The sequence below is a fragment of the Microlunatus soli genome (assembly GCF_900105385.1).
Classification (GTDB): Bacteria; Actinomycetota; Actinomycetes; order Propionibacteriales; family Propionibacteriaceae; genus Microlunatus; species Microlunatus soli.
This window is the reverse complement of record NZ_LT629772.1, coordinates 2,878,230-2,904,568: the sequence shown is the minus strand read 5'-3', so window position 1 is coordinate 2,904,568 and position 26,339 is coordinate 2,878,230. Positions and strand designations below refer to the sequence as shown.

Genomic DNA, 26,339 nt, shown 5'->3' with positions numbered 1-26,339 from the left:
GTGCTCGCCGGCCTGGTGTCAACTCGGGACACTGGGAAGGTTCAACCGGCCTGGATGCCCTTCTGCAGCTCGGTCCGGAGTTGGTCGCCACCCTGCTTGCGCCAATCCTGGCGGAACTGTTTCAGTGCGGACAACGGCTTGCGTCCGGTGACCATACCGTTGACGTAGTCGGTGGTCAGCTCGGCCAGCTTCGGTGCGACCTTGGCAGATGAGTCGGCGAACAGCCCGACGGTCGGGTCCTTGATCGAGCTCTTGGTCACCGCCTCGGTGTAATGCACGGTGTCGGTGACGTGCTGGCTGTCGTCGGGGTAGAAGAAGGCCACCGGAACCAGGCCCGTGTAGCTCAGACCGTCGACGTCTCCGTTCGCGGCGTTCTCAGTGATGGGCGTCGGTGCGCCGTCCTTGTCGTAGCGGAAGTTGACGCCTTCCAGACCGAACCGCAGGAAGAAGCCCTCGGCGCTGGCGAACGGCGCCCTCAGGTAGTTCATGATCGACAGGATCTCGGCCAATCGTTTCTCGTCCGACGCCGCCTCGGCCGAGACGGCGACGACGGCGTAGAACCCGGGACTGCTGGGGAAGGCGTAGTCACCGCCGTCGTGGCCGAACGGCAACAGCAGTTGCGGATCCGAGCCCTCGCCTCCCTTGCTGCGGACGGCATCGAGCCCACCACTGCGGAACCAGGTGTCGGCCGACGCCACCTGGCACCCGATCGTTCCGGACTCGAACAGGGAACGGTCCTTGGCACCCTGCTCGGCCAGGCTGAGGGCGTCGGGATGGAACGCTCCGCCGCGCCACAACTTGTTGGTGTAGGTGAGTGCCTGCTCGTACTCGTCGGTCTCGATCATGTGCGTCAGTCGACCGTCGGACTCGGACCAGTTGTTCGGCACCTTGAACATGGCGTTGATGAACTGCGTGACACCGCCGGAGTAGCCGCCGAAGCCGTAGGTCTTGCCGCTACCGACCTTGCTGCCCGACATCCCGGTCATCAGTTGGTAGAACTCGTCGGCGTTCTTCGGTGCCGCGTCGAACCCGAGCTTCTCGGCCCAGTCCCGGCGGTACACGTGCAGCGAGTTCACATACGCCAGGTCGACCGGGATGCCGTAGATCCCGTTGTTGATCGCCGACGCCTCCCACTGATACTGCGGGACGTTGGCAAGGTTGGGATACTTCTTGATCTTGTCGCCACCGAGCACCGCGGACAGCTCGGCGAAGGCGCCGTCCTGGACCGCACGCTGGGCGTTGGCCGAATCGGTGTGCAGGAAGACCATGTCGGCGATCTTGCCGCCGGAGATCATGGTGGCCAGCTTGTCCTCGTAGGCGTCGGCCGGGACGAGGGTCGGCTCGTAGGTCACGCCGAGCCGCTTCTCCAGCTCCTGCCAGTACTTGTTCTTCGCCTTCGGTCGCGGCGGTGCTCCCCAGTTCACCTGGAAGGTGGTGAAGGAGCCGCCCTTGCCCGGCACTGACTTGGTGGTGGTCGGCAGTTTCTTGGGCAGTTGGGTGTAGCCCGGCGGCACGCCGTCGACCGCGCTGACGATCTGACCCGGGACATCGGGCGGATCGACGTGGGTCGGGACCTTCAACGCCGTGTTCTTGCCGAAGTCGGAGCCGGTGCTCTGCGACGAGCAGCCGACCAGGGCACCGCCGACGGCGGTGGCCGACAGTCCGAGCATCAGCCGTCGGCTGAACGGGTGGGTGGCGATCGTGTGTTCCATGATGATTCTCCTTAGCCCTTGATCGCCCCGGTCAGCACTCCCTTGGTGAAGTAGCGCTGGGCGAACGGGTAGACGACCAGGATCGGCAGGGTCGCGAGGACGACGACGGCCATCTGGATGGCCTGGGGTGGCGGTGCAAGATCAGGATTCTGGATCTGGTCCAGCGGCGATCCCTGCAGGACGTACTGGTTGAGCACCAGCTGGACCGGCCACTTGGAGGTGTCATTGATGTAGAGCAGTGCGTTGAAGAAGTTGTTCCAATAGCCGACCGCGTAGAACAGCGCGATCACGGCGATCACCGCACGGGACAACGGAATCACGATCCGCCAGAGGATCTGCCATTCGTTGGCACCGTCGATCCGGGCAGCCTCCAGCAGGTCCTGCGGCATGTTCATGAAGAAGTTGCGGATCACGACCATGTTGAACGCGGAGATCAGCGTCGGCAGGATGAGTGACCAGTAGGAGTCGAGCAGGCCGAGATTCTTCACCAGCAGGTAGTTCGGGATGATCCCGGCGTTGAACAACATCGTGACCAAGATCAGATAGAAGATCACCCGACCACCCGGGACGGCCCGGGTCCGGGTCAGGCCGAAGGCCAGCAGGACGGTGAAGAACACCGACAGGGCGGTGCCGACCACCGTGACCCCGACCGAGACCAGCATCGCTCGGCCGACGATGCCGCCGGACAGCAATGATCGGTACGCCGCCAAGGAGAAGCTGGTCGGGAAGAGGCCACCGGCTCGGGAGTCGGGTGCGGCGAGACTCTTGGCGATCACGTCGACGAACGGGAACGCCATCACGATCACGATCGCGATGATCAAGACCGCCTTGAGGATACGGACCGGCGTCGGTGTCGGGGTCTGCCACGGAGCCGTTGCTGGTCGACCGGCCATCAGAACAGCCCCTCGGCACCGAGACGCTTGACCACCGCGTTGGCCCCGATCACCATCGCGGTGCCGACGACGCCCTTGAACAGTCCGGCCGCGGCCGCCAGGCCCCAGTCGCCGCCGAGCACGCCGCGGAAATAGGTGAACGTGTCCAGCACCTGCGCGGCATCCTTACCGACGGCTCCCTGCTGGAGCAGCAGTTGCTCGAAACCCACGGTCAGCACGGTGCCCAGTCGCAAGATCAACAACAGCACGATCACCGGCATGATCCCGGGCAGTGTGACGTGCAGCATCCGGCGCCAGGCGCCGGCGCCGTCCATCGCCGCCGACTCGTACAGGTCGTTGGAGATGGTGGAGATCGCGGCGAAGAAGATGATCGTGCCCCAGCCGACCTCCTTCCAGATCACCTGGCCGGTGATCAAGGCCTTGAATGTCGACGGATCGGTCATCAGATGTTGCGGTCCGACTCCGATCGTGGTGAGCAGGCCGTTCACCACGCCGTCGCCACCCAGGACGTCCTGCCAGATCGCCACCACGACCACCCAGCTGATGAAATGTGGCAGATACACGACGGCCTGCACCAGGCGCTGGATCCGCCCGGAGATCAGGCTGTTCAGCAGCAGCGCCAGTGCGATCGGTGCGGGAAAGGCGAAGACGATCTGCAGCGCGCTGATCAGCACCGTGTTGCCGAGGGCGGTCAGCACCTCCGGGTCGGTGAAGATCGCGGCAAAGTTCTGCAACCCGACGAAGGTGCTGCCGACGATCCCACGGAACGGCGAGAAGTCCTGGAAGGCGACCACATTGCCGGCCAGTGGCAGATAGGCGAAGACCGCGAAGAACAGGGCGCCAGGAAGGATGAAGAGATAGCTCCAGCGTTCCCGACGCATCCGCGACCACAGCGTCGTCCGCCGCTGCCCGGCGGTCGGGGCGAGGGGCCTCGTACGGTCCGTCAACTGCGATGTTGCCACGCGGCAACATTGGACCTTGCCACGTGGAATGTCAAGGGCGAATCAGCAGTCGGGTGTTACGTGATTCGGGTGTTGCGTCATTCGGGTGTTGCGGGCGATGCCGACCGGCCCAGGGTGCTCTCCCGGGCGATCAGCTCCCAATCGACCCAGACCGTCGTCGGATCACCGGCGTCACCGTCCAGCCGAGCAACGATCGTCTCCACCGCCCGGCGGGCGATCTGCTCCCGGTCCTGGGCGATCGTGGTCAGGCTGGGCACGCTGTAGCGACCGTCGGTGATGTCGTCGAATCCGACCACGGCCACGTCCTCAGGAACCCGGTAGCCGTGGGTCAACAGCGCCCGGATCGCGCCGAGCGCACACGGGTCGTTGTGGCAGACCACGGCGTCCGGCGGGACATCGGCGGCCATCAGTTCCAGCATCGCTCGATAGCCGTCCGCCCGGGTTCCCGGAGCGTTCTTGATCAGCTCCTCGTCCGCGGGGAGTCCGGCAGCCTCGAGAGCCTGCAGGTAACCCTGGTGTCGATCCATCGGGCCGGCGGCAACACCGACACCGCTGCGGATCAACGCGATCCGCCGCCGTCCGAGACCGAGCAGGTGCTCGGTGGCCGCTCGGGCAGCGGCCAGATTGTCGAAGACGATCCGATCGAATTCGCCGGAGATGTCGGCCCGTTCGCCGAGCAGCACCATCGGCAGCCGCGGCCGCAGATCGGTCAGCTCGCGCTCGTCGAGCCCGTCCAGGCTGAAGATCAGGCCGTCGAACAGCGCGGTCCGATCCGGCCGCAGCACCATCTCCCGTTCGCGGTCGGGGTCGCCGTCGGTCTTGTCGATGACGACGGTCAGTCCGTGCTCCCGGGCGACCTTGATGACCTGGTCGGACAGCTCGGCGAAATACGGCGCATCGAACGGAACGACCAGGGTCAGCAGGCCCGTCCGACCCTGCCGGAGCTGCCGGGCCGCGATGTTGGGCCGGTAGCCGAGCTCGTCCATGGCGGCGCGGACCCGGGCCCGGACCGGCTCGGAGACGTAGTGGAAGTCGCGCAGCACATTCGACACCGTCCGAGGTGAGACCCCGGCACGTCGTGCCACATCACGTTGGTTGACCATCCGCTCGCGCCTCCTTCGCCGGCCGATCGACCGGTTCGATCACCAGGATCGACCTGCTCGGGATCGGCTCGGTCACCTGCAGACCGTCCGGTGTCCGATCGAGTCCGATCTTCCGCGGCCGTGCCATCGGCGCCAGCAGCCAGCCGTCGACAGGTCGTTCGGGGACGTCGGACAGGCTCACCGTCTCCGGGTCACCCGAACCGTTGACCACCGCGATCAGCAGATCGCAGTCGTCGTCGCCGCCGGACCGGCACTCGGTGTCCATGATCACCGGGGCCAGGTGCGGACCTCCCGTCACCGTCGGCCACGGATCATTGTCTCCCAGCGCGAACCGTACCGCCGACTGCAGCAGGGTCCGTTCGGTGTCACTGGCCGGCAGCTCGGCCACGGCGTGCGCCGCGGTCACCACGATCCGTCCACCGAGCCGGTTGACCGAGGCGATGCGGCCGGCACCCCACAGCTCGTCGATCGGTGTGCGGATGTCGGTCCAGCAGGCGCCGCCGTCGACGGCCAACCGGGTCAGCCCGGGCTGATGGTTCACGCTGGTCACGGTGTCGCCAGGCAGTCCGGTGGCGGCCTGCCCGTCGGCGGTCAGTCGCTCCAGAGCGTACGGGCTGTCCGAGGCCGACAGCCGCGGAACACTGTCCAGGATGCGTACGCCGAGCAGGTCGCCGAATCCGCGACGAGTGAGCCGTACGGCGGCATCGCCGTCGACCAGCAGCGGTCCGCTCAGCAGGCCCAGCAGTTCGTCGTCGGTCAGTGCGTCGCTGACAGCGCCGAACAGGAATCCCGGTCCGTCGTCGTCGGCGCTGACCGGAACCCCGTTGCGCAGCAGGTACGCGGCGACCGGGGTCGGATCCACCACGAGGTCCGGCCAGGTTGCCTCTTTGCGAAGCCACTGCCGGGTGCTCACCGCGGGATCCCAGATGACCCGTACGCCGCGCCGACGCCGTCGGCCGTCGCAACGCTCGGCGAGCCAGGTCAGCGCCGGGTGTGTGGCATCCAGGAGTGTGTCGATGTCGGGGGTGTCGTCGGGTTCGTCGCCGTAGAAGGAGAACAGGCACAGCAACAAACCGTCGGCGCCGGACAGCTTGGCCAGCGCCAGCTGGGACCAGGTCTCGGTGTGCGACTTCGACCAGCGGGTGTGCGGCCAGTTGTCGATCTCGGGTGTCACCGGAGTTCCCGGCGGGCGCAGCGGGCGTTGCTGATCCAGCAGCGCAAGCTCGGTGGACACCCGGGACGGTGTCGACTCGCTGTAGCCGGCGAAGTGCGGCCGGTGCAGCGTGCCCGGTCCGAGGGCGTCGAACAGTCGGTGCCAATCGCGTCCCTCGACCGCGTGCTGTGCAGGCACCGATGACATCAGTCCCATCCGGGTGTTCCCGCCGGAACGTGTCGCGACCGCGTGCCCGATCGCCGCGGCGGCGTCCAGTTGCGCCTCTCGCCAGGTGAGCTGCAGCGCCGCCCGCCAGGGATGCGGAGCACCCGGCGACAGGATCGCCGCAACAATCTGCTCCCGGCTCGGGCGTTCCCCGATCGCGTCCCGGAAGCGATCCAGCATGATCTCCTCGAACCCGCCGAAGTCCACCGGTGCGTGGTTGTGCAGCCTGAAGTCGTCCTCCAGCCAGAAGACGTCGGGGCGCAGGGCGGCGAGGTCGCCGTACCAGTCGGTGATCCACTGCAGCCAGACGGGACAGGCGAACGACGCCTGTTGTTCCGCGCGGCGGCCGGACGCCGACACCATCGGTTCGAAGCCGAGCCGGTTGGCCCGGCCGAGGTCCCAGGGGCCGACCGAGGACCAGGGGTTGAAGCCGACCTGCAGGTCGAAGCTGCGCAGTTCCTCGGTGGCGACGGCCAGTGCCTGCAGCCAGTCGGCACGCTCGGTCGGCTGCGGATGGCCCGGATAGCGTTCTTCGGCGGCGATGAACAGGACGACACCGCGCGCCCGTCGTTGCCGGCAGTAGTCACCCCACCGGCGTGCCCGGCCTGCCGTCGTCGCGCCGGGCCTGACCTGCAGTCGGAGCTGGATTCCCGGATCGATGGAGGTCTCGCCTGCGCCAAGCATTGCCACGTGGCAAGAGTGCTGCACGACCTGCTCCCTGTCAACCGTCGATGCTCAACTGCCGGTGGTGCGGAGGCAGATCGCCGATCAAGAATTCTGAGCTCGTCGAAGGGCTCACCTGATCGGCGGTCCCTGAGCTTGTCGAAGGTTCGCGTGATCTTGAACGCGGTCCTTCGACAGCTCAGGCCCTTTGGGATCAGCCGGTGATCTTGCCCGGATTGAAGTTGCGGCCGGGGTCGACGGCGGCGAACAGGCCCTTCATGATCTTGGTGCCGGCGGGGGAGATGTCCTGGGCCAGCCAGGGGGAGTGCTCGGTACCGACGGCGTGGTGGTGGGACAGGGTGCCGCCGTTGTCGATGAAGGACTGCTGGATCGCGCCCTTCACCTTGTCGTACATCGGGATCGGGTCCTGATCGCCGTAGGCGAAGGCGAAGGTGAAGTAGAGGCAGGCCCCGGAGTGGTAGGAGTGCGACAGGTGGCACATGATCCAGCCGGGGTCGACGCCGAGCTCGGCGTAGGCGTCGTTCGCCGCCTCGATGGTGTTGTAGTACAGGTCCTTCAGATTGCTCCACGGGCCGGCGGTCTCGGACACGTCGGCGGCGCCGCCCCAGTCCAGCAGGAAGTCCCGAATGTACGGTGTGTCGAACTTCTTCTGGTCGTACAGCACGCCGGGGCCCTTGCCGACACCGATGCCGCCGTGCTTCTTGACGATCTCCTTGACCTCGGCCTGCTGTCGGGAGACGTGGGACTTGGTGCCCTCGTAGCCGATGAACGACAGGCACATCTTGTCCAGATCCCAACCCCGGCGCTGCAGCACCTTGAACAGGATCGCCTGGCCGGCCGAGGACTTCTTGGCCGTGGCCATCGTGAAGCCGGTCTCACCGGCATCGGAGACCCGAGTGATGGAGGGCCGGAAGTCCAACAGCGAGATGTCGTGCATGGCTTCCAGGCCGGCGTCGAAGGTCGGGAAGAAGTAGGCCAGGATGACCCGCTCGTCGGGCAGCCGGTGGACGTGCGCGGTGACCTCGGTGATCACGCCGAGCCGGCCCTCGCTGCCCAAGATCATCTCCCGGACGCTCGGCCCGGTCGAGGTGCTCGGCAGCGGGCGCAACACCAGCGGACCGCCCGGTGTGGCGACCCGGACGCCACGGGTGATGTCGGCGATGTCGCCGTACTTGTCGGACTGCATGCCCGAGGACCGGGTCGCGACCCAGCCGCCGATGGTGGAGTGGTTGAAGCTGTCCGGGAAGTGTCCGACGGTCCAGCCGCGGGCGTTCAGTTGCTCCTCCAGGTCGGGTCCCTGGGCGCCGGCCTGGATCCGGGCCAGCCCGGCCTCCTCGTCGATGTCGATCAACTTGCTCAACCGACCCATGTCCAACGAGATCACGGTCCGGGTCTCGGCCGCCGGCGGCTCCAGGCTGCCGGAGATGTTGCTGCCACCACCGAACGGGATCAGCACCGCATCGGCGGCCACCGCCAGATCGACGATCGCCTGGACCTCGTCCTCCTCACCGGGATAGACGACCACGTCGGGGACCCGCGGCAGATCACTGGCCCGGACCCGGAGCAGGTCCCGCAGCGACTTGCCGTAGGTGTGGACGACCCGTTCCTCGTCGTCGCTGGTCACGTACTCCGAACCGACCGCGCCCTTGAGCTGGGTGAGCAGATCATCGGAGACCTTGGCCGCCGGAATGGTCAGCTGGCTGAAGTCCTGGACCTTGGGCGGATTGTTCTTGGTCAGATCGAGCCCGACCGCCTTCTTCACGAACGGCGCGAACTTCGGCTTGTCGTCGAAGTGGAACGCGACGCCCTCGACGCCCCACCCCCACCACTTCATGTGCTTGACCGAGTTCTGTGGGTTGGTGGCGGTCATGCGTCCTCTTTCCGCGCATCACGACGGCACTGCGGGCGTAGGCCAACGGTCGGTCGTGGTCGACTTGCTGCTGTCCGATAGGTGTTCAGGCGACGCCATCCGGCGGGTCCGCCGAACGTATCGTCTCAGTCGATCTTGCCACGCGCCCGGTCGGCCCGCTCACGACGCTCCATCGCCTCGTCGGTGAGCGCGCGAACCTCCTTGGCCAACCGCTCGGAGAACGCCACCGCATCCTCGTCCGGCTCGGCCGACATCGGCCGGCCGATGTTGATCGTGACCGGCGGGCGGCCCTTCTTGACCCAGTTGGCGCCCTTCGGCATCGCGTCGTACGCGCCGGCGATCGCCACCGGCAGACAGGGCACGCCCTGACCGATCGACAACGCAGCCGCACCGGGCTTGAACGCGCCCATCTCGCCGCTCATCGAGCGGGTGCCCTCCGGGAAGAGCAGCAACGGGATGCCGGCGTCCAGCAGATCCTTGGTGATCCGGTTGCGGCCACGGACCCCGGTGCGATCCACCGGGAAGGCGTTGAAGAAGAGCCGGGTGAGCTGCCAGCGGATCCCGGAGAAGTAGTCCGCCGCCGCGTTGGTCGCCAGGTAGCGGGCCTGCTTGGTGGGCAGTGAACCCATCACCAACGGCGCGTCCAGGTGGCTGGCGTGGTTGGCGACCACGATGTACGGCGGCTGCAGGTCGTCCATGTTCTCCCGGCCGTAGACCTGCACCGAGGTGAGCGACCAGATGAACGGTTTCATCAGCCCGCGCTGGGCGAGGAAGCGCAGTCCCGCGTGCCCGCGCGAGGTGTACCGATTCGGGCTGGTCATTCGTTCACCTTAGCGTCACTTCCGCCGATTGCCACGACTCTGCGAGCCGTGCCGCGGCGGCTGTCCCGGGCCCCGTCCCGTTCCACGGTGACGCATTGCCGGGTACGACGTCGACCGGCTACGGCGCGGACTGACCGGATCTTGCGCAATTCTTGCGCCGCTCAGGAATCATGCCGGCTGGACGACATCATCCGGGAGACGGCGCGGATCGCGCCGCGGGGCAGGTGCCGGGCCAGTCCGATCAGGATCTTGTAGCGCAGACTCGGCAACGAGATCACCTTGCCGGCTTCGAAATCGGCCAGTGCCTGCCGGACCAGTGGCTCGGCGTCCAACCAGAGCGGTGCCGGGATGGAGGAGGCGTTGATCCCGGCCCGCTGATGGAACTCGGTCCGCACCCAGCCCGGGCAGAGTGCGGTGACCCGGACACCGGTGCCGTGCAACTCGTTGGCCAGCGCCTCGGTGTAGGACGTCACCCACGCCTTGATCGCGGAGTAGTTGCCCATCGTGACGAAGCCGGCGGTGCTGGACACGTTCAAGATGCCGCCGGAGCCGCGTTCCCGCATCGCCCGGCCGGCTGCGTTCGACAACACCAGGACGGCCTTGATCATCACATCGATCGCAACGTCGTGCCGGCCGGTGTCCGGATCGAGCAGCCGGGAATGGACGCCGAACCCGGCGTTGTTGATCAACACCTCGATCGGACGGTCCGGGTCGGCCAGCCGTTCGGCGACCCGGTGCAGGTCGGCCTGCTGGCCGAGGTCGGCCGGCAGGGTGTCGACCGTGACGCCGTAGCGGGTGTGCAGCTCTTCGGCGGTCTCGTCCAGTCGGGCCTTGTCCCGGGCCACCAGCACCAGGTCGTAGTTCTGTTCGGCGAGCTGGCGCGCGAACGACGCACCGATGCCGGAGGTGCCGCCGGTGATCAAGGCTGTAACCATGCCGCCGATCCTACGGCCGCCCCCACTCACCCACCCACACCGCCGTTCCCGCGCACTTTCGCGGTTCTGGCGCGGGCTGCAGGTTGCGCCAGAACAGCGAAGCTGCGCGGGAACCGGGGGAGGAGGGGAGAGGGGAGGGGAGGAGGGGTCAGTCGATGGGTTCGTGGGCGGTTTCCTCGCCGTCGTCGGCGAGGGCGATCTCGACGGTGTGCAGGTTGCCGGTGAAGGGGAACTCGCGCGGATAACGAAGACTGACCGGTGACAGTGCGTCACGACCGATCGTCAGGCCCTGCCAACCGAGCATGTACCGGGCGGTGCTCGGCAGCTCGAGCGACCCGACCCTCACGTCGTCGACCAACAGGTCGGCCGTGCCGGACAGCTCTCCGGACTTGCTGAAGTCCAACGACAGCCGGTGCTCGCCGGCCGTCAGGGAACCGCCGGCGACATACCGCCGGGTGCCCTGATGGTTGTACTCGTAGTGCAACTGGTCGCCGTCCACCCAGAGCGCATAACCGCCGTTCACATCGCCCTGAGCGATCAACACACCATGATCATCGGCGGCCAGGGTGACCGAGACATCGATCCGATAGGAGCGGTCGTAGATCAGCGGTGTGACGCCGGCCGGGATCCGTCCGACGCCGCGGTGGAACAGGAAGTGCCGACGGCGCCGGGGTGAGGCGGCGCTGTGATACTTCGCCGCCCGTTCGGCGAAGTTGCGGTCGTCCAGCGGGAAGACGCCGTAGCGCTCCGCCTCGGACCACCAACGCCCGATCAGCTCGGCCAGCTTCTCCGGGCGTTCCCCGGCCAGGTCGTGGCACTCGGAGAAGTCGTTGTCCAGGTCGTACAGCTCCCAGCGGTCGTCGTCGTAGCTGCTGTGCCGTTCGTGGTAGGCGACCGCCTTCCAGCCGTCGTGCACGATCGCCCGGTGTCCGTACATCTCGAAATACTGGGTGGGGTGCCGGGTCGGTGCCTGTGGCTCGGTGAAGGTGTATTGCAGCGAGGTCCCGTGCACCGGCAGCTGCGGCACACCCCGGTACTCCTCCGGCATCGTGACACCGGCGATCTCCAACACGGTCGGCGCGATGTCGATCACATCGTGGAACTGATCGCGGCGTTGGCCGGCGACCTCCCGCAGCCGGTCCGGCCAGGAGATGATCAAGGGTGCCCGGACACCACCGGCGTGCACGTTCTGCTTGTAGCGCTTGAGCGGGGTGTTCCCGGCCTGTGCCCAACCCCAGGGATAGTTGCTGTGACAACGCCAGGTGCCGATGTCGTCGAGCTGCTCGAGGGCGTCGGCGATGTCGATCTGATCGCCGTTCTCGTACGCGATGGTGTTGGTGTTGCCGACCGGTCCACCCTCCTGGCTGGCGCCGTTGTCCGACATCAGGATGATCATCGTGTTGTCCCGGACGCCGAGCTGCTCGAGATGGGCGATCAGCCGCGCCAGTTGATCATCGGTGTGCTCCAGCATCGCAGCGAACGCCTCCTGCAGCCGAGCCATCAGCCGTTGTTCGTCCGGCGACAGCTCGTCCCAGGCCTGCACGCCATCGTTGCGCGGAGCCAACTCCGTGTTCGGCGGTACGATGCCCAGCTCGATCTGCCGCTCCAGCCGTCGCCGCCGGATCTCGTCCCAACCGTCGTCGTACCGGCCTCGAACCCGTTCCAGGTACGAGGCGGGGGACTGGTGCGGACAGTGCGCGGCACCCAGCGCCAGGTAGGCGAAGTAGGGCTTGTCCGGAGCGATCGACCGGTGATCGGAGACGTAGTCGATCAGATGATCGACGAGATCATCGGTCAGGTGATAGCCGTCCTCGGGTGTCCGGGGCGGATCGATCCGGTGGTTGTCCTGGACCAGCTCGGGGAAGAAGTGATCGGTCAGTCCTTCCAGAAACCCGTAGTGCTGTTCAAAGCCACGGCCCAGCGGCCACTGATCGTAGGGTCCGGCACTGGAGGTCTGATCCATCGGCGTCAGGTGCCACTTGCCGAAGGCCGCGGTGTTGTAGCCCTGGTCGCGGAGCACCTCCTGCAGCATCGCGGCCCGGTGCGACACCATGCCGCGCTTGCCCGGGTAGCCGCTGTCGGCGTTGGACAGCATCGACATCCCGACAGCGTGGTGATTGCGACCGGTCAGCAGGCTGGCCCGGGTCGGCGAACACAGCGGAGTGACGTGGAAGTTGGTGTAGCTGAGTCCGTCAGCCGCCAGCGCATCCATCGTGGGAGTCGAGATCTCGGAGCCGAAGCAGCCGAGGCTGCCGAAACCGACGTCGTCGAGCAGCACCACGATGACATCGGGTGACCCCTCGGCGGGCCGCTGCGGTTCGGGCCACCAGGGTTCACTGTCGCGGTAGGTGGTTCCCACGGTGGAGATGGGCGCGATCGGGTGCTCGGTCAACGGATACCTTTCGTCGTCAAAGGGGGATCGGGACGATTCAGCGACGGTGGCCGAATCGAGTGACGCCGCGGGCCAGGTCGTCGAGGCTGCGGCCCTTGGTCTCGGGTGCCAGCAGGAACACGACAGCAAGATTGATGGCTGCGGCGACGGCGATGATCATGAAGATGGTGTTACCCACCGACTCGTACAGCGTGGGCAACGCCAGGGTGCCCAGCACGCTGCCGGCCTTGCCGATCATGTTCGCCAGGCCGACGGCGCGGCCACGGATCGCGGTCGGGAAGAGTTCCGGCGCCCAGGCGTAGAAGGCGATCGACGTTCCGCCGTTGATCACCGCAATCGCAGCGCCGAATGCGACCAGAACCAGAGCCGCGACCCCGATCCCGAAATAGATCAGCAGGCAGGCGATGATCAACAACGTCAGGCAGCCGAGCGCGACGAACCGACGACCCAGGCTTTCGATCAGGTAGAGGCAGACGATGGTTCCGACGACGCCGGCGATCAACAAGGTGGCACCGGTGAACAACAGTGCGGTGTAGGTCTTCGGCGTGACGATCCGGGTGATCAAGGTCGGCTGGTAGAGCAGGATCGCCGACCCGTACAGGTTGTTGAAGCCCCAGAAGACGCAGATGCAGAGCATCAGCCAGCCGAACGGTCGACGGAACAGCGCCCGCAGCGGGGTCGGTGCCGCTGCCGAGACCGGTCGGTGACCGGGCGCAGTGTCGGGCTCGCTGCCCTGGGCGTACTGCCAGGCCGCGACCGCGTCCTGGTGTCGGCCGCGGGATTCCAGCCAATGCGGCGACTCTGGGGTCTTGTGGCGCAGGAACAGCAGCACCAGTGCCGGAATCGCACCGGTCGCCAGCACCCAGCGCCAATGGTCCTCGTTACCGAAGGCGGTGTAGATCGCCAAGGTGACCCCGATCGCCAGCACGCCGCCCAGCATCCAGGCCACCCCGCCCAGGCCGGTGAACGTGCCACGCCGTTGACTCGGAATGAACTCGGCGATCAGCGCCGCCGACGGCGGCATGTCGGCCCCGATCGCCAGTCCGATCACGAAGCGGAGCGCGATCAGCGGTGCCAGCGACGGCACCGCGAGGGTGAGCGCCGACCCGACCACGAACAGCACCATGGCGGTGAAGAAGATCGGCTTGCGTCCGAAGCGGTCGGTCAGCGGGCCGGAGATCGGTGAGCCGACCGCCATCCCGACGAACGCCGCTGCGGTCAGCATCCCGACCTGACCTGCCGAAAGCCCGAGCTCGGGCTTGATCGCCAGCAGTGCGCCGCCGAGTACCAGCAGGTCGTAGCCGTCGACGAAGTAGCCGCCGACGGCAGTGAGCGCGATCCGACGTTGGCCGCGGGTCAGTGGGCCGGAATCGAACGTTGTTGGGGACGTCGTCGTCATCGGGTGTCCTTCGTGCGACAGGGGGCGAGAGCGTTCCCGACGACGCTAGAGAATCCGGTGCCATACGTCTAATGCTGATTTCGTCTAGCAGCCATACGATGGGCGTATGGCGTGGGCAACTGGCGAACCGCCGGCCATCGTTTGGCTGGTGTCCTTTGTGGCTGTGGTCGAGCACGGGACGTTCACCGCAGCCGCTCAATCCTTGAATCGAGCCCAGCCTCGGGTCAGCGCTCACATTGCTGCCCTGGAACGGCAGTTGGGTTCGGCATTGCTGGTGCGCCGACCGCGGCGGGTCGAACTGACCAGCGCCGGTGCCGCCTACCTGCCCCATGCCCGTGCCGTCCTGCGTGAGCTCCGGGGCGGGACCGATGCGGTCTCGGCGCTGACCTCGACGGTCCAGGGCAGGGTGGCGGTCGGCGGTTATCCGGGCGTGATGGCGGTGGTGATCGCCCCGCTGGTTCGGCGGTTCGGTGGCCTTTATCCCGGTGTGGCGATCGAGCTCCGGGAGGCCGATCCGGCCGGGCTGGAAGCGTTGGTCGCCGCCGGGGAGATCGATCTGGCCGTGCGCACGGTGGACGTTCCGCAACGCCATCACAACGTGCCGTCGACCCCACTCTTCGCCGAACGGATCCAACTGATCGTCACCGACGATCATCCGCTGGCCCGGGCCGGGGTCGCCGATCCGGCGGCCCTGGCGGGCCGAACGGTGATCGTCAGCGGCGACCCGCTCAGCGGTTGGTCGGACTACCGGGAGCGATTGGATCGGATCGGGGTGGAGCCCCGGCAGGTGATCACGGTTTCCGAGCCGACGACCGTGGTCGCGTTGGTCCGGGAAGGGCTCGGCATCGGTCTGCTGGGTGCCTTGGCGGCGAAGGTGACGGTGTCGGACGACACGACAGCGGTGGATCTGCCGGAGCCGCTGTGGCTGCGGCAGATCAGCGTCTACCGGCTCGCCACCAACGAGCCGACTCCGGCAGCCGCAGCCTTCCTCGAGTTGCTGACCGAGGAAGGTCCGGTGCTCACCGCAGGTCGGGCGGTGTGGGGCGGATCCTCGGTGACCGACGCACCCGGCTGATCGCGACGCCGGTCAGGCAGAGCGCGCCGCCGATGATCGCGGCGACCGGGGGCAGTTCGTGCAGCACGATCGCCGACATCACCAGGGCGATCGCCGGAATGATCAAGGAACCGGCCGCGAGTTGGCCGGTCGGGATCCGGGTCTGGGCGTAGGCCCACAGCGAGAAGCCGATCGCGGTCGGGCCGACACCGAGGAAGGCGGCGCCGATGGTCGCGCTGATCGGGGCGGTCGCGATCTGCTGCACGGTCTGGCCGACGAACGGCAGGGTGGCCAGCAGGCCGGCGGTGCAGCCGGTCCAGGTCAGGGCCAGGGCGTCGACCGAGCGCAGCACGATCTTCTGGATCAACATTCCCGCGGTGTAGAGCAACGCCGAGGCGAGCCCGAGGACCAGCCCGAGGAGGTCGTTGTCGCCGCCACCGGTCGCAAAGCCGATCAGCACCACACCGCCGAGGGCGATCCCCATCCCCAGGAACAGCGGCCGGGGCAGGCCCTCACCGAGGAACAGCCCGGCCAGCAGGGCGATCAGGATCGGGGCGACGTTGACCAGCATCGCGGCGGTGCCGGCGTCGAGGTGGTGTTCGGCCCAGTTCAGCAACACGGTGTAGCCGGCGAACCAGGCCACGCCGTACGCGACCGCCAACACCAGCGACCGACCGGTCGGGACGCGTCGGCGGCGGACCACGAACAGTACCGACAGCGTCGCCGTCCCGAACGCCAACCGGACCAGTGCCAGCGGGCCCGGCGACAGGTACGGCGCCACCCATCGGATGACGACGAAGGCCGACGCCCACAACAGCATCGTGGAGATCATCGCCAGCCCGGCCGATGCAGGCGCCGAGGTCGGGGTCGACCGATCCGGCACCACCTTGATTGCGCTCACGGATCGATCATGACGGCGCCGAATCAGTAGCACAAGGCGGTATTCGGACATCACAATTCAGCAGCGCTTTACAATGGAGCGTATGTTGGACACCAACCGATTGCGCGTCTTCCGCGCAGTGATCGCCGAAGGCTCGGTCGCCCGGGCGGCCACCAACCTCGGCTACACCCCGTCGGCAGTCAGTCAGCAGGTCAGCACCCTGCAGCGTGAGACCGGGCTGTCGCTGATCGAACGCAGCGGCCGCGGCATCGTCGCCACCGCCACCGGCCGACTGCTGGCCGCCGAGGCCGATGCCGTTTTGGAACGGCTGGCCCGACTCGAATCGCTGACCGCCGACCTCCGCGCCGGCCGAGTCGGCTCGTTGACCGTCTCGCACTTCGCCTCCGCCGGCAGCACCTGGATCCCGCCGATCGTCGCGACCCTGTCCCGCGAGTTCCCCGGCCTGCGGCTGGACCTGCGCCTGACCGAGTTGCATCAGGGCTCGGCGGAGGAACCGGACGTCGAGATCTTCGTCGAAGGCGCCAATTCCACCCCGCTGACCGGCTACGACATCCGGCCGCTGCTCACCGAGCCCTATCTGGCGGTACTTCCGGTCGGGCATCGGCTGGCCGACCGGCAGCAGATCGCGCTGGCCGAGCTCGCCGAGGAGAGCTGGGTCGACAACGACGTGGCCCGCGGCAGCTGCCGGCAGATCCTGCTCGACGCCTGTGCCGCGGCCGGCTTCAGCCCCGGCTTCCAGATCGAGACCCAGGACTACCCGACGGCGGTGGCGTTCGTCGCCGCCGGCGCAGGGATCACCGTGCTGCCCCGGCTGGGGTTGGGTACGCCGCCGGCCGGCGTCCGGGTCGTCGCGCTGGAGGATCCGACACCGACGCGGTCGATCCTGGTCCGCAGCCGCCAGAGCCTGCGCAACAACCCCGCCGTACGCCGACTGCTCGGCCTGCTCGACACCCGGGTGTCGGCGTCGTCATGATCAATCGTCCCGCTGGTCGGTCGATGTGGGACCATCGTGCACGTGACTCTGCGCGACCGCACCCGGGTATCCCGCTCGGGCAGGAATGAGGCGCGCAATCCGGCGCGACTGATCGCGGCCGGCTTCGCGTTGATCATCGCTGTCGGTGCGGTGCTGCTGAGCCTCCCGATCGCATCGGCCGGCGGCGAGTCGACCCCGTTCCTGACCGCTCTGTTCACGGCCGTCTCGGCGACCTGCGTGACCGGACTGATCTTGGTCGACACCGCGACCCACTACAGCACCTTCGGCCAGGTCGTGATCTTGGCGCTGATCCAGGTCGGCGGCACCGGAGTGATGACACTGGCCACGATGATCGGTGTCGTCGTGACCCGCCGGATCGGGTTGCAGATGGCCACCACCGTGCAGACCGAGAACAAGGCCTTCGGGACTGGTGACGTCCGCGACATCGTGCGCCGGATCGCGATCATGACGGTCGCCATCGAGGCGGCGGTCGCCCTGGTGCTGACCCTGGGCTTCGCCCGAACGCCGGGGGTCGGTCCGGGCCGGGCCGTCTACGCCGGTGTCTTCCACTCGGTGTCGGCGTTCAACAACGCCGGCTTCTCGATCTTCTCCGACAATCTGATGGGCTACGTCGGTGACCCCCTGATCTGCGTCCCGGTGATGCTCGCGATCATCCTCGGCGGGATCGGATTCCCCGTTCTGGTGGAGGTCCAGCGCCTGGCCCGTGGGCATCGGCGACGACTGGGACTGCACGCCTCGATCACGATCGGGACCACGATCGTCCTGCTGGTCGTCGGCAGCGTCGGATTCCTGATCACCGAATGGGGCAACCCGAAGACCCTCGGCCCGCTGTCGCTGCCACAGCAGGTGCTGGCTTCGATCTTCGGTGGTGTGGTGCCCCGGACGGCGGGCTTCAACAGCCTCGACGTCGCGCAGTTCCGCCCGGCGACACTGCTGCTCAACGACATCCTGATGTTCATCGGCGGCGGCAGTGCCGGCACCGCCGGCGGTATCAAGGTGACCACCTTTGCGCTGCTGGCCTTCGTCGTGTGGGCCGAGCTGCGCGGCGAGCCGACGGTGCACGTCCGCCATCGCCGACTGCCGGAGGCTGTCCAACGGCAGGCGTTGACAGTGGTCCTGCTCGCGGTCGGACTGGTGACCGTGTCGACGTTGGTGATCATGATGATCAGCCCGTACTCGATGGCCAAGGTGCTGTTCGAGGTGATCTCGGCCTTCGCTACCGTCGGCCTGTCGGCAGGGCTGACTCCGAAGCTGCCCGTCGCCGCCCATTGCATCCTGATGGTGTTGATGTTCGTCGGACGACTCGGCCCGATCACGCTCGGCACAGCGCTCGCGCTGCGGGATCGACGCCGCCGCTACGAATTGCCCGAGGAACGCCCGCTGGTCGGTTGACCCAGGGCTCAGAACACGAGGAGATGATCATGTTCGGAAGCGGTTCCGGCAGACGGAGCCAGAAGGACGAGCCGGCGCACAAGGTCGCCGTTCTCGGGCTCGGCCGGTTCGGCAGCTCGGTGGCGCTGGAGCTCGAATCGACCTCGGTCGAGGTGCTCGGCATCGACTCCCGCCCGGCGGTGATCAACTCCTACGCCGATCAACTCACCAGCACCGCGATCGCCGATACCACCGATCCGGAAGCGATGACCCAGCTCGACCTGCCGAGTTTCGACCGGGTGGTCGTCGGAATCGGCAGTGATCTGGAGGCCAGCATCCTGACCACCTCGGTGTTGGTCGACCTGCAGGTCGAACACATCTGGGCCAAGGCGATCACCCGACAGCACGGCCGGATCCTGGACCGGATCGGCGCCCACCATGTCGTACTCCCCGAACACGACATGGGCGAGCGGGTCGCCCATCTGGTGATCGGCAAGATGATGGACTACATCAAGTTCGAGGACGACTTCGCGCTGGTCAAGACCCACGCCCCGGAATCGCTACTGGGCAAGGCGTTCGCCGAAACCAGGCCACGTAGTGCGTACGGCATCACGATCGTCGGGCTGAAACGTCCGGGCGAGAACTTCACCTACGCCACCGAACGCACCGTGCCGCAACGCGGTGATGTCCTGATCGTCTCCGGCACCGTGGCTCAGGTGGAGCAGTTCGCCAATCACGCCTGAGACCCGCCCGGCCAGGGGCAGCGAGACGAGCACGACATCAGATCGACACGAAACGAGTGACACCGGTGCACAACGATCATCAAGCACTGCTGGACCGACTCCGGGACCGGCATCAGGTGCCGGGCGCGAGCCTCGGTGTGCTCTCCCTGGCCGACGCGGAGAGCAGCGACCGGATCGACAGCTACGCCTCCGGTGTGCTCAACGTCGAGACCGGCGTCCCGGTGAGGACCGACGCCGTCTTCCAGATCGGGTCGATCTCCAAGACCTTCACCGCGACCATGATCATGCAGCTGGCTGAGCAGAGCCGCCTCGAACCGGACCAGACCGTGCAGAGTCTGCTGCCATGGTTCCGGTTGCCGGATCCGGAGGCGGCGGCCACCGTGACGATTCGCCAATTGCTCAGCCACAGCTCCGGGATCGACGGCGACGTCTTCACCGACTACGGGCGCGGCGACGATGCGGTGACCCGCTATGTCGCAGGGCTCGCCGACGTCGGCCAGCTCTATCGGCCCGGCAGCATGTTCTCCTACTGCAACGCGGGTTTCGTCGTTCTCGGACGGGTGATCGAAGAGCTCACCGGCACGACCTGGGACACCGCTCTCCATGATCAACTGCTCGGACCGCTGGGCCTGACCAGCGCGGGAACACTGCCCGAGCAGGCGATCCTCGGCAACGCCGCCGTCGGCCACTCCGGCGGCCCGGGCGAACCTCGCCAACTGATCAGACGCTGGCAGCTGCCACGATCCATCGGCCCGGCGGGCTTGATCCACGCCGACATCACCGACCTGCTGCGCTATGCCCGGCTGCACCTGCGCGACGGCAGTGTCGACGGAGTGGAGTTGATCACCGGCGGCAGCGTGGCCGCGATGCGTAGCAGGCAGATCGGTACGCCGCCGGGCATCCAGGTCGACGGCTGGCAAGGTCTGGGATGGCAGGTCGACCATTTCGACGGCCACCAGGTGTTCGGGCACAACGGTGCCACGGTCGGGCAGTACGCCTACCTGCTGCTGGTCCCCGACGCGGGCCTGGCGGTCGGTCTGCTGACCAACGGCCCCGGCGCCGGCCTGCTCTGGGCCGAGCTGCGTCAGGCCCTGTTGGCCGAGCACGGCATCGCCGCACCGTTCACCGTCGATGCCCCGCCGGAACAGCCCCATCGACTCACCGGGTCCGTGCCCGCGGTCGGACGCTTCGCCCGGACCGGCGAGGAGTACGAGGTCGCCGCCACCGACAGCGGCCTGCAGGTCACCGTGATACCCACCGACGAATCCCCGGACCCCGACGACGAACCGGAGACGATGCCGCTGGTGCCGGTCGATGATCATCACTTCGTCGGCCGGACCGACGATCGGCTCGGCTGGACCACCTTCAGCTACGGCACCTTCACCGATGATCAGAATCCGGCCGGCGGCGACTACCTCTACACCGGCACCCGGCTGACCCCGCGCGCCCGAGCGGACTGACCAGCCGGCGGCGGTCAGCGGAGGGTCCGGCGCAACAGGGCGATCGCGGCCGGGATCCGGTCGACGCCGATGTTGCGGAAGCCGAGCGCCAGGCCGGGCCAGCGGTCGGCGCCGACGAAACGGGGCGAGATCGGTTCGACAGTGACGCCGAGGTCGGCGGCCCGGGCGGCGACCGTCCGGTCTTCGCTGCCCGGGGGCAGTCGGAGACAGACATGCAGCCCGGCTGCCGACGGCAACACGGTCACCTCGTGCAGCCGATCGAGCTCGGCCAGCAGCGTCGTCCGACGCTCACGGTAGATCTTCAGCGATCGACGCAGATGGGTCGAGAGCTGCCCCTCCCCGAGGAAACGGGCCAATGCACCCTGGGTGACCGCGTCGCCCTGCCAGTCCGTCAGCCGCTTGGCCTCGCCGAGCGCGGCCTGCAACGAGCTCGGTGCGACCAGATAGCCGACCCGCAGCATCGGATGCAGGATCTTGGAGAACGAGCCGAGGTAGACCACCCGTCCGTCGGCATCCAGGCTCTGCAACGGTTCGAGCGGCCGGTCGGCGTAGCGGAACTCGCTGTCGTAGTCGTCCTCCAGGATGACCGCGTTGTGGACAGCAGCCCAATCCAGTAAGGCGATCCGGCGGCGCAGCGACATCACCGCACCGGTCGGGAACTGGTGTGACGGGGTGACGTAGATGATCTTGGTCCCGGTGGGCAGCCGGTCGACGATCAGTCCTTCGTCGTCGACCGGGACGCCGATGACCTTCGCTCCGTGGGAGGCGAACAACCGGGCCGCGGCGTTGTAGCCCGGATCCTCGACGGCCACCCGATCACCGGCGGCGAGCAACACCCGCGCACATAGATCGAGGCCCTGTTGGGCACCGTTGGTGAGCAGCACGTCGTCGTCGGCCGCCTGCACCGATCGGGATTGACCGAGGTAGCGCGCGATCTCACCCCGTAACGGATGCGGTGCGGTGTCGTAGACGGCAGAGTTGATCAAGCCCGTCCGCAGCGTCGCCGAGACCATCCGGCGCCAGACCGGCAACGGGAACAGGTTCGTGTCCGGGCCACCGACCGACAGGTCGTAGGGCAGCGCCGGCGCTTCGGAGACCGCCGCCGGCAGCCGATTCCAGATCGGGCGAGGGTCGGCACCGCGCCCGCGGGGTGCGTGCCGGGAGCGATCCGGTCTCGCGTCGGCACCGACGAACGTGCCGGAGCCGGCCCGGCTGGTCAGGAACCCTTCGGCGGCCAGCCGGTCGTAGGCGGTGCTGACGGTCCCGCGCGCGACACCGAGAGTGCTCGCCAATTCCCGCGACGACGGCAATCGCTCGCCCGGCCGAAGCCGGCCGTCGAGCACGGCGTCCAGCAACTCCCGGTAGATGCTCGCGGCGTGCCCGTCGGCGACGTCGAGCCGGACATGGAACCTCACCTTCTTCAGGGTACGCACAACCGCCGACAACTGGACCAATGAGTTTGGGGCAATGTGGCCCTTCTGCACGGTCCACTTCGCCCGCACGATGGAGCCATGGAACCCAGCACATCGATCAGCAGGGGCGATGCGGCGGTGCAGCCGACCGAACTCGCCCCACCCGGGGCGGCATCGTCATCGCGCGGGTTGACCGTCGCGCAGGGCACGGCACTGACGGTCGGTGCCGTGCTCGGTACCGGCGTGATCACGCTGCCGGCGGTCGCGGCCGAGATCGCCGGGCCGGCCTCGCTGATCGCCTGGGCGCTGTTGGTGCTGCTGTCGGTCCCACTGGCCGGCACCTTCGCCACCCTCGGTGGTCGTTACCCCGACACCGGTGGTGTCTCCAGCTATGCCGGCCGCGCCTTCGGGCCGCGGTGGGCGACGGTGGTCGGCTGGATCTTTCTGTTCAGCGTGCCGGTCGGAGCTCCCGCGGCCGCGATGATGGCGGCCGGTTACGTCGCCGACGCCTTCGGCGGTGGCCGGACGACGACGGTTGCGGTGGCGTTCGCGATGATCATCGTCGTGGTGATCATGAACGCGTTCGGTCTCCGGCTGTCCGGCCGGGTCCAGCTCGGGTTGACCGCGGCACTCGCGTTGATCATGACGGTGACGATCGTCGCCGCGCTGCCGCACGCCCGGCTGTCCAACCTGACCCCGTTCGCGCCGCACGGTTGGCTGGCGATCGGACCGGCGGCGGCCGTCCTGGTGTGGGGCTTCGCCGGCTGGGAGGCGGTGTCGTCGCTGGCCGCCGACTATCGGCGTCCCGGACGGGACGTGCCGCGCGCCACCGGAGCGGCGATCGGCATCGTCGGTGTGCTCTATCTGGCGTTGGCCGGCACCGCGCTGCTGGTGCTCGGACCGGCGACCGGCAGCAGTACGGCGCCGCTCTCCGACGTGCTCGCCGTCGGCACCGGAGGTCAGGTCCGCGCCGTCACCGCCGTGGTCGCCGTATTGCTCAGCATCGGTGCGATGAACGCCTACTTCGCCGGCTCGTCCCGGCTGGCCGCAGCGCTCGGCCGTGACGGCGGACTGCCCAGCTGGTTTGCCCGCGGCAGCGAGGCCGGACAGGTCCCGACCCGGGGTGTGCTGCTGGTCGGTGTGCTGTCCCTGCTCGCTCAGGCCATCGCCGCCATCGGCGGCTGGCAGGTCGACGACGTGATGTTGCTGACCACCGGCGGCTTCACGCTGGTCTACGTCGCGGGCACGGCCGCCGCCGTCCGGTTGCTGCCAGCACGGTCCTTCGACCGTCGGCTCGCTCTGCTCGCCCTGGTCTCGGTGGTGATCTTGGCGGTGATGACCGGTCCGCATCTGGTCTGGGCCGGGTTCGTCGCCATCGCGGCGTACGGCTACACCCGGCTCACCGGGCGATCAGGTGACGGCGGTGCGCCGCGCGGGCTGCCTGCGTCGGCCGTGCCGGATGCAACAGGTCCGGACCATGATCAACTGTCTGCTCGCCGCGGCGGATCGCCACTCGGGCCGCAGTGATCGGGCTGTGCACGGTGCACCCGTCGGTCAGCACCACGACCGTCGCGCCACGGCTCAGCAGCCGACGATCCACCTCGATCGATCGCACCTGCTGCCAGCCGATCCGGCGGGTCCGGAACGCTCCGGTGATGATCAACCGCTGATCCGTCACCGTGAAGGACTGCCGCAGACCGGTCAGCAGGATGACAGCGGGGCCGGCGATCAGCGCGACCGACACCACCCAGGTCAGCGGCGTCGGCCCACGGCCTTCCCGATACCAGGTGAGATTGGCCTGCACCATGATCACCGCCAGCAGGGCGACGACGCCGATCGCGACCAGCTGCACCCACAGTGCGTAGCGGGCTCGGTAGAGCACGGTCTCGGTCGTCGCTGGATGCATGGCGCGGACTGCCCTTTCTGGCCGAGGGTGAGCCAGCCTAGTGTCCTGCACCCGAGATCCGTCACATAATTCGAACGCCTGAAGCGGCAATCTGCTGCGAAGCCAGGTGGCTTACGTGCACCCGGCATGCGCACCTCCTCCGCCTTGCAGCTCACCACTTCAGCCGCCCGACTTCTGCAACGGATTTCGGGTGCAGGACACTAGACGATCATGATCAACTCCGGCTGAACCAGCTGACGACGGCGCCGTTGTCGAACGTCTCGCGACGGGTCGGTGTGAAGAGCGTCGGGTCGAACGGTCCGTCGACGAGCGCGATACCACCGCCGGACAGCACCGGGTAGCTCTTGATGATCAACTCGTCGATCTCGGCCATCAGTGAGCCGGCGAGCCGGCCGCCGCCACAGAGCCAGATGTGCTTGTCGCTCTCCTCGGCCTTGAGTCGCCGGACCAGGCCGATCGGATCGTCGGGCACGACGGTGACGGTGTCGTCGTCGATGCTCAGGGTGCTGGAGACCACGTACTGCCGCAGGTGCGCGTACGGGCTGGTGGTGGGGACGGTGAGCGCCGGCTCGTAGGTGCCGCGACCCATCACCAGGGTGTCGAAGGTCGAGTTCGAGCGTCCTTCCACTCCGGCGTCCCGGCGCAGGTGGGTCGGGATCGTCTCCGGATAGCGCTCGGTGATCCAGGTCGCCATGTCCGGCGAAAGCGGAAAGAAGCCGAATTCGCCGCCCGGGCCGGCGATGTAGCCATCGAGCGAGGCGCCGACGTAATAGATGAGCTTTCGCATCGGATTCCTTTCGTACTACTCTATATGTAGTGGTTCAAACGTAGTACTACAACTGGAGTGGTGTCAATGCGCAAGAACGAGGAACGTCGGCGTGGTCTGATTGACGCGGCCATCGAGGTGTTGGCCGATCAGGGCGCGCGCGGCCTCACGTTCCGGGCGGTGGACGCCGGCGCCGCCGTTCCCGCGGGAACGGCCTCCAACTACTTCGTCAACCGCGACGACCTCTTCACCCAGATCGGCGGCCGGATCTACGAACGGTTGCTGCCCGACGACGCGACGATCGCGCAGAGCCGGACCGGCGCTCGGGACACGGAGCGCTATCTCGAGCTGATGCGGGAGGTCGTCGGTCGGGTGACCTCGTTCCCGTCGGGACAACTGGCGCTACTGGAACTCCGCCTGGAGGCCACCCGGCGGCCGGCACTTCGAGCCGTCCTCACCGAGCGGATCCGGCAGGACATCGACATCAACATCGCCAACCACGAAGCGTCGGGACTACCCGGCGACACCACCTCGGTGCTGGTGCTCTACCTGGCGTTGAACTGGCTGATCCTGGAGCGGCTGACGCTGCCCGACCTGCTCACCGAGGAGGAGGTCGAACGGGTCCTGGTCGCCGCCGTCCGCCGAGCGCTGATCACCTAGGGAAGTACGAATAAATCAGTGGTTCCCTAGCCAACCCGCTGACGCAGCCAGTCGATATCGGCCGATTGTCCCTCGACGCCGCCCGGGGTCTCGACCACGACCGGGACGCCGGCATCGGCGACCACCGCGGCCAGACCGTCGGGATCGGCCTCACCGGCACCGAGGTTGGTGTGCCGATCGGCGCCGGAACCGAACGCGTCGCGGGAGTCGTTGGCGTGCACCAGATCGACCCGGCCGGTGATCGCCTTCACCCGATCGACCAGGCCGACCAGTTCCTCGCCGCCGGCATGGAAGTGGCAGGTGTCCAGACAGAAGCCGACCTGCTCGGCTCCACTCGCCGTGCTGATCGCCTGCCAGAGCTTCTCGATACTGGACAGGTGCCGGGCCATCGCACGGTCGCCGCCGGCGGTGTTCTCGATCAGCAGCGGCACCTCGATCTCGGTCCGGTCGATGCACTTGAACCAATTCTCGAATCCGAGCTCCGGATCGTCCTTGGCGAGCACGTGACCGCCGTGCACGATCACTCCGGCGGCACCGATCTCGGCGGCCCCGGTCAGCGTCTGCTGCAACAGCTTGCGGCTCGGGATCCGGATCCGGTTGTTGCTGGTCGCGACGTTGATCACATAGGGCGCGTGCACGTACAGCTTGATGCCGGCCTCACCGGCGGCATCCTTGAGCGCCTCGGCCCCGCCGGCATAGGCGACCTTCGGACCCTTCCAACCCTGCGGATCCCCGAGGAAGAACTGCGACAGCCCGGCGCCGCGCGCCGTCGCCTCCGCGATCGGATCTTCCTGCTCGACATGGCCACCGACCAACAACCCACTCATGACCGCGACCCTAGCGCCCGCCCCCGACACCCGGTCCCACGCCGTACCGAGATCCCCACCGACTCCCGCGAACCTCCAGGGCGATGTGGTATCACG

At 67.6% G+C, this 26,339-nt stretch carries 21 protein-coding genes; 7 read left to right on the top strand and 14 right to left on the bottom strand.

What is annotated here, in order from left to right; genetic code table 11:
• Positions 1–41: 41 nt before the first annotated feature.
• From BLU38_RS13330 to BLU38_RS13285, 10 genes are all read right to left on the bottom strand, one after another.
• On the bottom strand, positions 42–1,712 hold the full coding sequence (locus BLU38_RS13330; RefSeq protein WP_091525514.1) for an extracellular solute-binding protein: 1,671 nt from the start codon (positions 1,710–1,712) through the stop codon (positions 42–44).
• A gap of 11 nt (positions 1,713–1,723) precedes the next feature.
• Entirely contained in the window at positions 1,724–2,605 is an 882-nt protein-coding gene (locus BLU38_RS13325; RefSeq protein ID WP_091525511.1) for a carbohydrate ABC transporter permease, read from the bottom strand.
• On the bottom strand, positions 2,605–3,567 hold the full coding sequence (locus BLU38_RS13320) for an ABC transporter permease (protein ID WP_231920326.1): 963 nt from the start codon (positions 3,565–3,567) through the stop codon (positions 2,605–2,607). The genes BLU38_RS13325 and BLU38_RS13320 overlap by 1 nt, the downstream gene beginning before the upstream one ends.
• A 77-nt stretch (positions 3,568–3,644) precedes the next feature.
• Positions 3,645–4,670, bottom strand: a complete 1,026-nt coding sequence (locus BLU38_RS13315) for a LacI family DNA-binding transcriptional regulator (RefSeq protein WP_091525508.1) — start codon at positions 4,668–4,670, stop codon at positions 3,645–3,647.
• Entirely contained in the window at positions 4,654–6,738 is a 2,085-nt protein-coding gene (locus tag BLU38_RS13310) for a hypothetical protein (protein WP_157683440.1), read from the bottom strand. The genes BLU38_RS13315 and BLU38_RS13310 overlap by 17 nt, the downstream gene beginning before the upstream one ends.
• 187 nt (positions 6,739–6,925) lie before the next feature.
• Complete coding sequence (locus BLU38_RS13305) at positions 6,926–8,602, bottom strand: FAD-binding oxidoreductase (protein ID WP_091525504.1); 1,677 nt, start codon at positions 8,600–8,602, stop codon at positions 6,926–6,928.
• A gap of 125 nt (positions 8,603–8,727) precedes the next feature.
• The gene (locus BLU38_RS13300) at positions 8,728–9,423 is read right to left on the bottom strand and encodes a lysophospholipid acyltransferase family protein (protein WP_091525502.1); all 696 of its coding nucleotides are present in this window, start codon (positions 9,421–9,423) and stop codon (positions 8,728–8,730) included.
• A gap of 161 nt (positions 9,424–9,584) precedes the next feature.
• Entirely contained in the window at positions 9,585–10,358 is a 774-nt protein-coding gene (locus BLU38_RS13295) for an SDR family NAD(P)-dependent oxidoreductase (RefSeq protein WP_091525500.1), read from the bottom strand.
• Between the two features lie 148 nt (positions 10,359–10,506).
• Positions 10,507–12,750, bottom strand: a complete 2,244-nt coding sequence (locus BLU38_RS13290; RefSeq protein WP_197680107.1) for an arylsulfatase — start codon at positions 12,748–12,750, stop codon at positions 10,507–10,509.
• A gap of 37 nt (positions 12,751–12,787) precedes the next feature.
• Complete coding sequence (locus BLU38_RS13285) at positions 12,788–14,149, bottom strand: MFS transporter (protein WP_091525498.1); 1,362 nt, start codon at positions 14,147–14,149, stop codon at positions 12,788–12,790.
• Between the two features lie 106 nt (positions 14,150–14,255).
• Here BLU38_RS13285 and BLU38_RS13280 point away from each other — a divergent pair, with 106 nt between their 5' ends.
• The gene (locus BLU38_RS13280; RefSeq protein WP_091525496.1) at positions 14,256–15,224 is read left to right on the top strand and encodes a LysR family transcriptional regulator; all 969 of its coding nucleotides are present in this window, start codon (positions 14,256–14,258) and stop codon (positions 15,222–15,224) included.
• Here the strand turns inward: BLU38_RS13280 and BLU38_RS13275 are convergent.
• Positions 15,169–16,104, bottom strand: coding sequence for a DMT family transporter (locus BLU38_RS13275; protein ID WP_197680106.1), 936 nt, complete (start codon positions 16,102–16,104; stop codon positions 15,169–15,171). The genes BLU38_RS13280 and BLU38_RS13275 overlap by 56 nt on opposite strands.
• 82 nt (positions 16,105–16,186) lie before the next feature.
• Between BLU38_RS13275 and BLU38_RS13270 the strand changes: the two genes are divergently transcribed.
• The 4 genes from BLU38_RS13270 to BLU38_RS13255 all read left to right on the top strand — a co-directional run bounded on the left by BLU38_RS13270 (position 16,187) and on the right by BLU38_RS13255 (position 20,672).
• The gene (locus tag BLU38_RS13270; RefSeq protein ID WP_091525492.1) at positions 16,187–17,077 is read left to right on the top strand and encodes a LysR substrate-binding domain-containing protein; all 891 of its coding nucleotides are present in this window, start codon (positions 16,187–16,189) and stop codon (positions 17,075–17,077) included.
• Positions 17,078–17,119: 42 nt separating this feature from the next.
• Positions 17,120–18,490, top strand: a complete 1,371-nt coding sequence (locus BLU38_RS13265; protein WP_231920325.1) for a TrkH family potassium uptake protein — start codon at positions 17,120–17,122, stop codon at positions 18,488–18,490.
• 23 nt (positions 18,491–18,513) lie between these two features.
• Positions 18,514–19,212 (top strand): potassium channel family protein, encoded by a 699-nt coding sequence (locus BLU38_RS13260; protein ID WP_231920324.1) that lies wholly within the window; start codon positions 18,514–18,516, stop codon positions 19,210–19,212.
• A gap of 65 nt (positions 19,213–19,277) precedes the next feature.
• Positions 19,278–20,672 carry a serine hydrolase domain-containing protein gene (locus BLU38_RS13255; RefSeq protein WP_157683439.1) on the top strand — a complete coding sequence of 465 codons (1,395 nt, stop codon included), beginning with the start codon at positions 19,278–19,280 and terminating at the stop codon, positions 20,670–20,672.
• A gap of 14 nt (positions 20,673–20,686) precedes the next feature.
• On the opposite strand, the gene pdxR is transcribed toward BLU38_RS13255, so the two are convergent.
• Entirely contained in the window at positions 20,687–22,087 is a 1,401-nt protein-coding gene (gene pdxR, locus BLU38_RS13250; RefSeq protein ID WP_091532381.1) for a MocR-like pyridoxine biosynthesis transcription factor PdxR, read from the bottom strand.
• Between the two features lie 96 nt (positions 22,088–22,183).
• Between pdxR and BLU38_RS13245 the strand changes: the two genes are divergently transcribed.
• A complete protein-coding gene (locus tag BLU38_RS13245; protein ID WP_091525487.1) occupies positions 22,184–23,611 on the top strand; it encodes an APC family permease in 1,428 nt (475 codons plus the stop codon).
• 593 nt (positions 23,612–24,204) lie between these two features.
• Here BLU38_RS13245 and BLU38_RS13240 read toward each other — a convergent pair.
• Positions 24,205–24,777: a dihydrofolate reductase family protein gene (locus BLU38_RS13240; RefSeq protein WP_091525484.1), complete on the bottom strand. Its 573-nt coding sequence runs from the start codon at positions 24,775–24,777 to the stop codon at positions 24,205–24,207.
• Between the two features lie 66 nt (positions 24,778–24,843).
• On the opposite strand from BLU38_RS13240, the gene BLU38_RS13235 reads away from it, so the two are divergent.
• Positions 24,844–25,416 carry a TetR/AcrR family transcriptional regulator gene (locus BLU38_RS13235; RefSeq protein WP_091525482.1) on the top strand — a complete coding sequence of 191 codons (573 nt, stop codon included), beginning with the start codon at positions 24,844–24,846 and terminating at the stop codon, positions 25,414–25,416.
• A 26-nt stretch (positions 25,417–25,442) separates the two neighbouring features.
• On the opposite strand, the gene BLU38_RS13230 is transcribed toward BLU38_RS13235, so the two are convergent.
• The gene (locus tag BLU38_RS13230; RefSeq protein WP_091525480.1) at positions 25,443–26,243 is read right to left on the bottom strand and encodes a deoxyribonuclease IV; all 801 of its coding nucleotides are present in this window, start codon (positions 26,241–26,243) and stop codon (positions 25,443–25,445) included.
• Between the last annotated feature and the right edge of the window lie 96 nt (positions 26,244–26,339).

What these genes read in the sequence shown, in the direction of transcription:
- BLU38_RS13330 (WP_091525514.1), bottom strand. Translation starts at nt 1,712, where the DNA reads ATGGAACACACGATCGCCACCCACCCGTTCAGCCGACGGCTGATGCTC.
- BLU38_RS13325 (WP_091525511.1), bottom strand. Translation starts at nt 2,605, where the DNA reads ATGGCCGGTCGACCAGCAACGGCTCCGTGGCAGACCCCGACACCGACG.
- BLU38_RS13315 (WP_091525508.1), bottom strand. Translation starts at nt 4,670, where the DNA reads ATGGTCAACCAACGTGATGTGGCACGACGTGCCGGGGTCTCACCTCGG.
- BLU38_RS13305 (WP_091525504.1), bottom strand. Translation starts at nt 8,602, where the DNA reads ATGACCGCCACCAACCCACAGAACTCGGTCAAGCACATGAAGTGGTGG.
- BLU38_RS13300 (WP_091525502.1), bottom strand. Translation starts at nt 9,423, where the DNA reads ATGACCAGCCCGAATCGGTACACCTCGCGCGGGCACGCGGGACTGCGC.
- BLU38_RS13295 (WP_091525500.1), bottom strand. Translation starts at nt 10,358, where the DNA reads ATGGTTACAGCCTTGATCACCGGCGGCACCTCCGGCATCGGTGCGTCG.
- BLU38_RS13285 (WP_091525498.1), bottom strand. Translation starts at nt 14,149, where the DNA reads ATGACGACGACGTCCCCAACAACGTTCGATTCCGGCCCACTGACCCGC.
- BLU38_RS13280 (WP_091525496.1), top strand. Translation starts at nt 14,256, where the DNA reads ATGGCGTGGGCAACTGGCGAACCGCCGGCCATCGTTTGGCTGGTGTCC.
- BLU38_RS13270 (WP_091525492.1), top strand. Translation starts at nt 16,187, where the DNA reads ATGTTGGACACCAACCGATTGCGCGTCTTCCGCGCAGTGATCGCCGAA.
- BLU38_RS13260 (WP_231920324.1), top strand. Translation starts at nt 18,514, where the DNA reads ATGATCATGTTCGGAAGCGGTTCCGGCAGACGGAGCCAGAAGGACGAG.
- BLU38_RS13245 (WP_091525487.1), top strand. Translation starts at nt 22,184, where the DNA reads ATGGAACCCAGCACATCGATCAGCAGGGGCGATGCGGCGGTGCAGCCG.
- BLU38_RS13240 (WP_091525484.1), bottom strand. Translation starts at nt 24,777, where the DNA reads ATGCGAAAGCTCATCTATTACGTCGGCGCCTCGCTCGATGGCTACATC.
- BLU38_RS13235 (WP_091525482.1), top strand. Translation starts at nt 24,844, where the DNA reads ATGCGCAAGAACGAGGAACGTCGGCGTGGTCTGATTGACGCGGCCATC.
- BLU38_RS13230 (WP_091525480.1), bottom strand. Translation starts at nt 26,243, where the DNA reads ATGAGTGGGTTGTTGGTCGGTGGCCATGTCGAGCAGGAAGATCCGATC.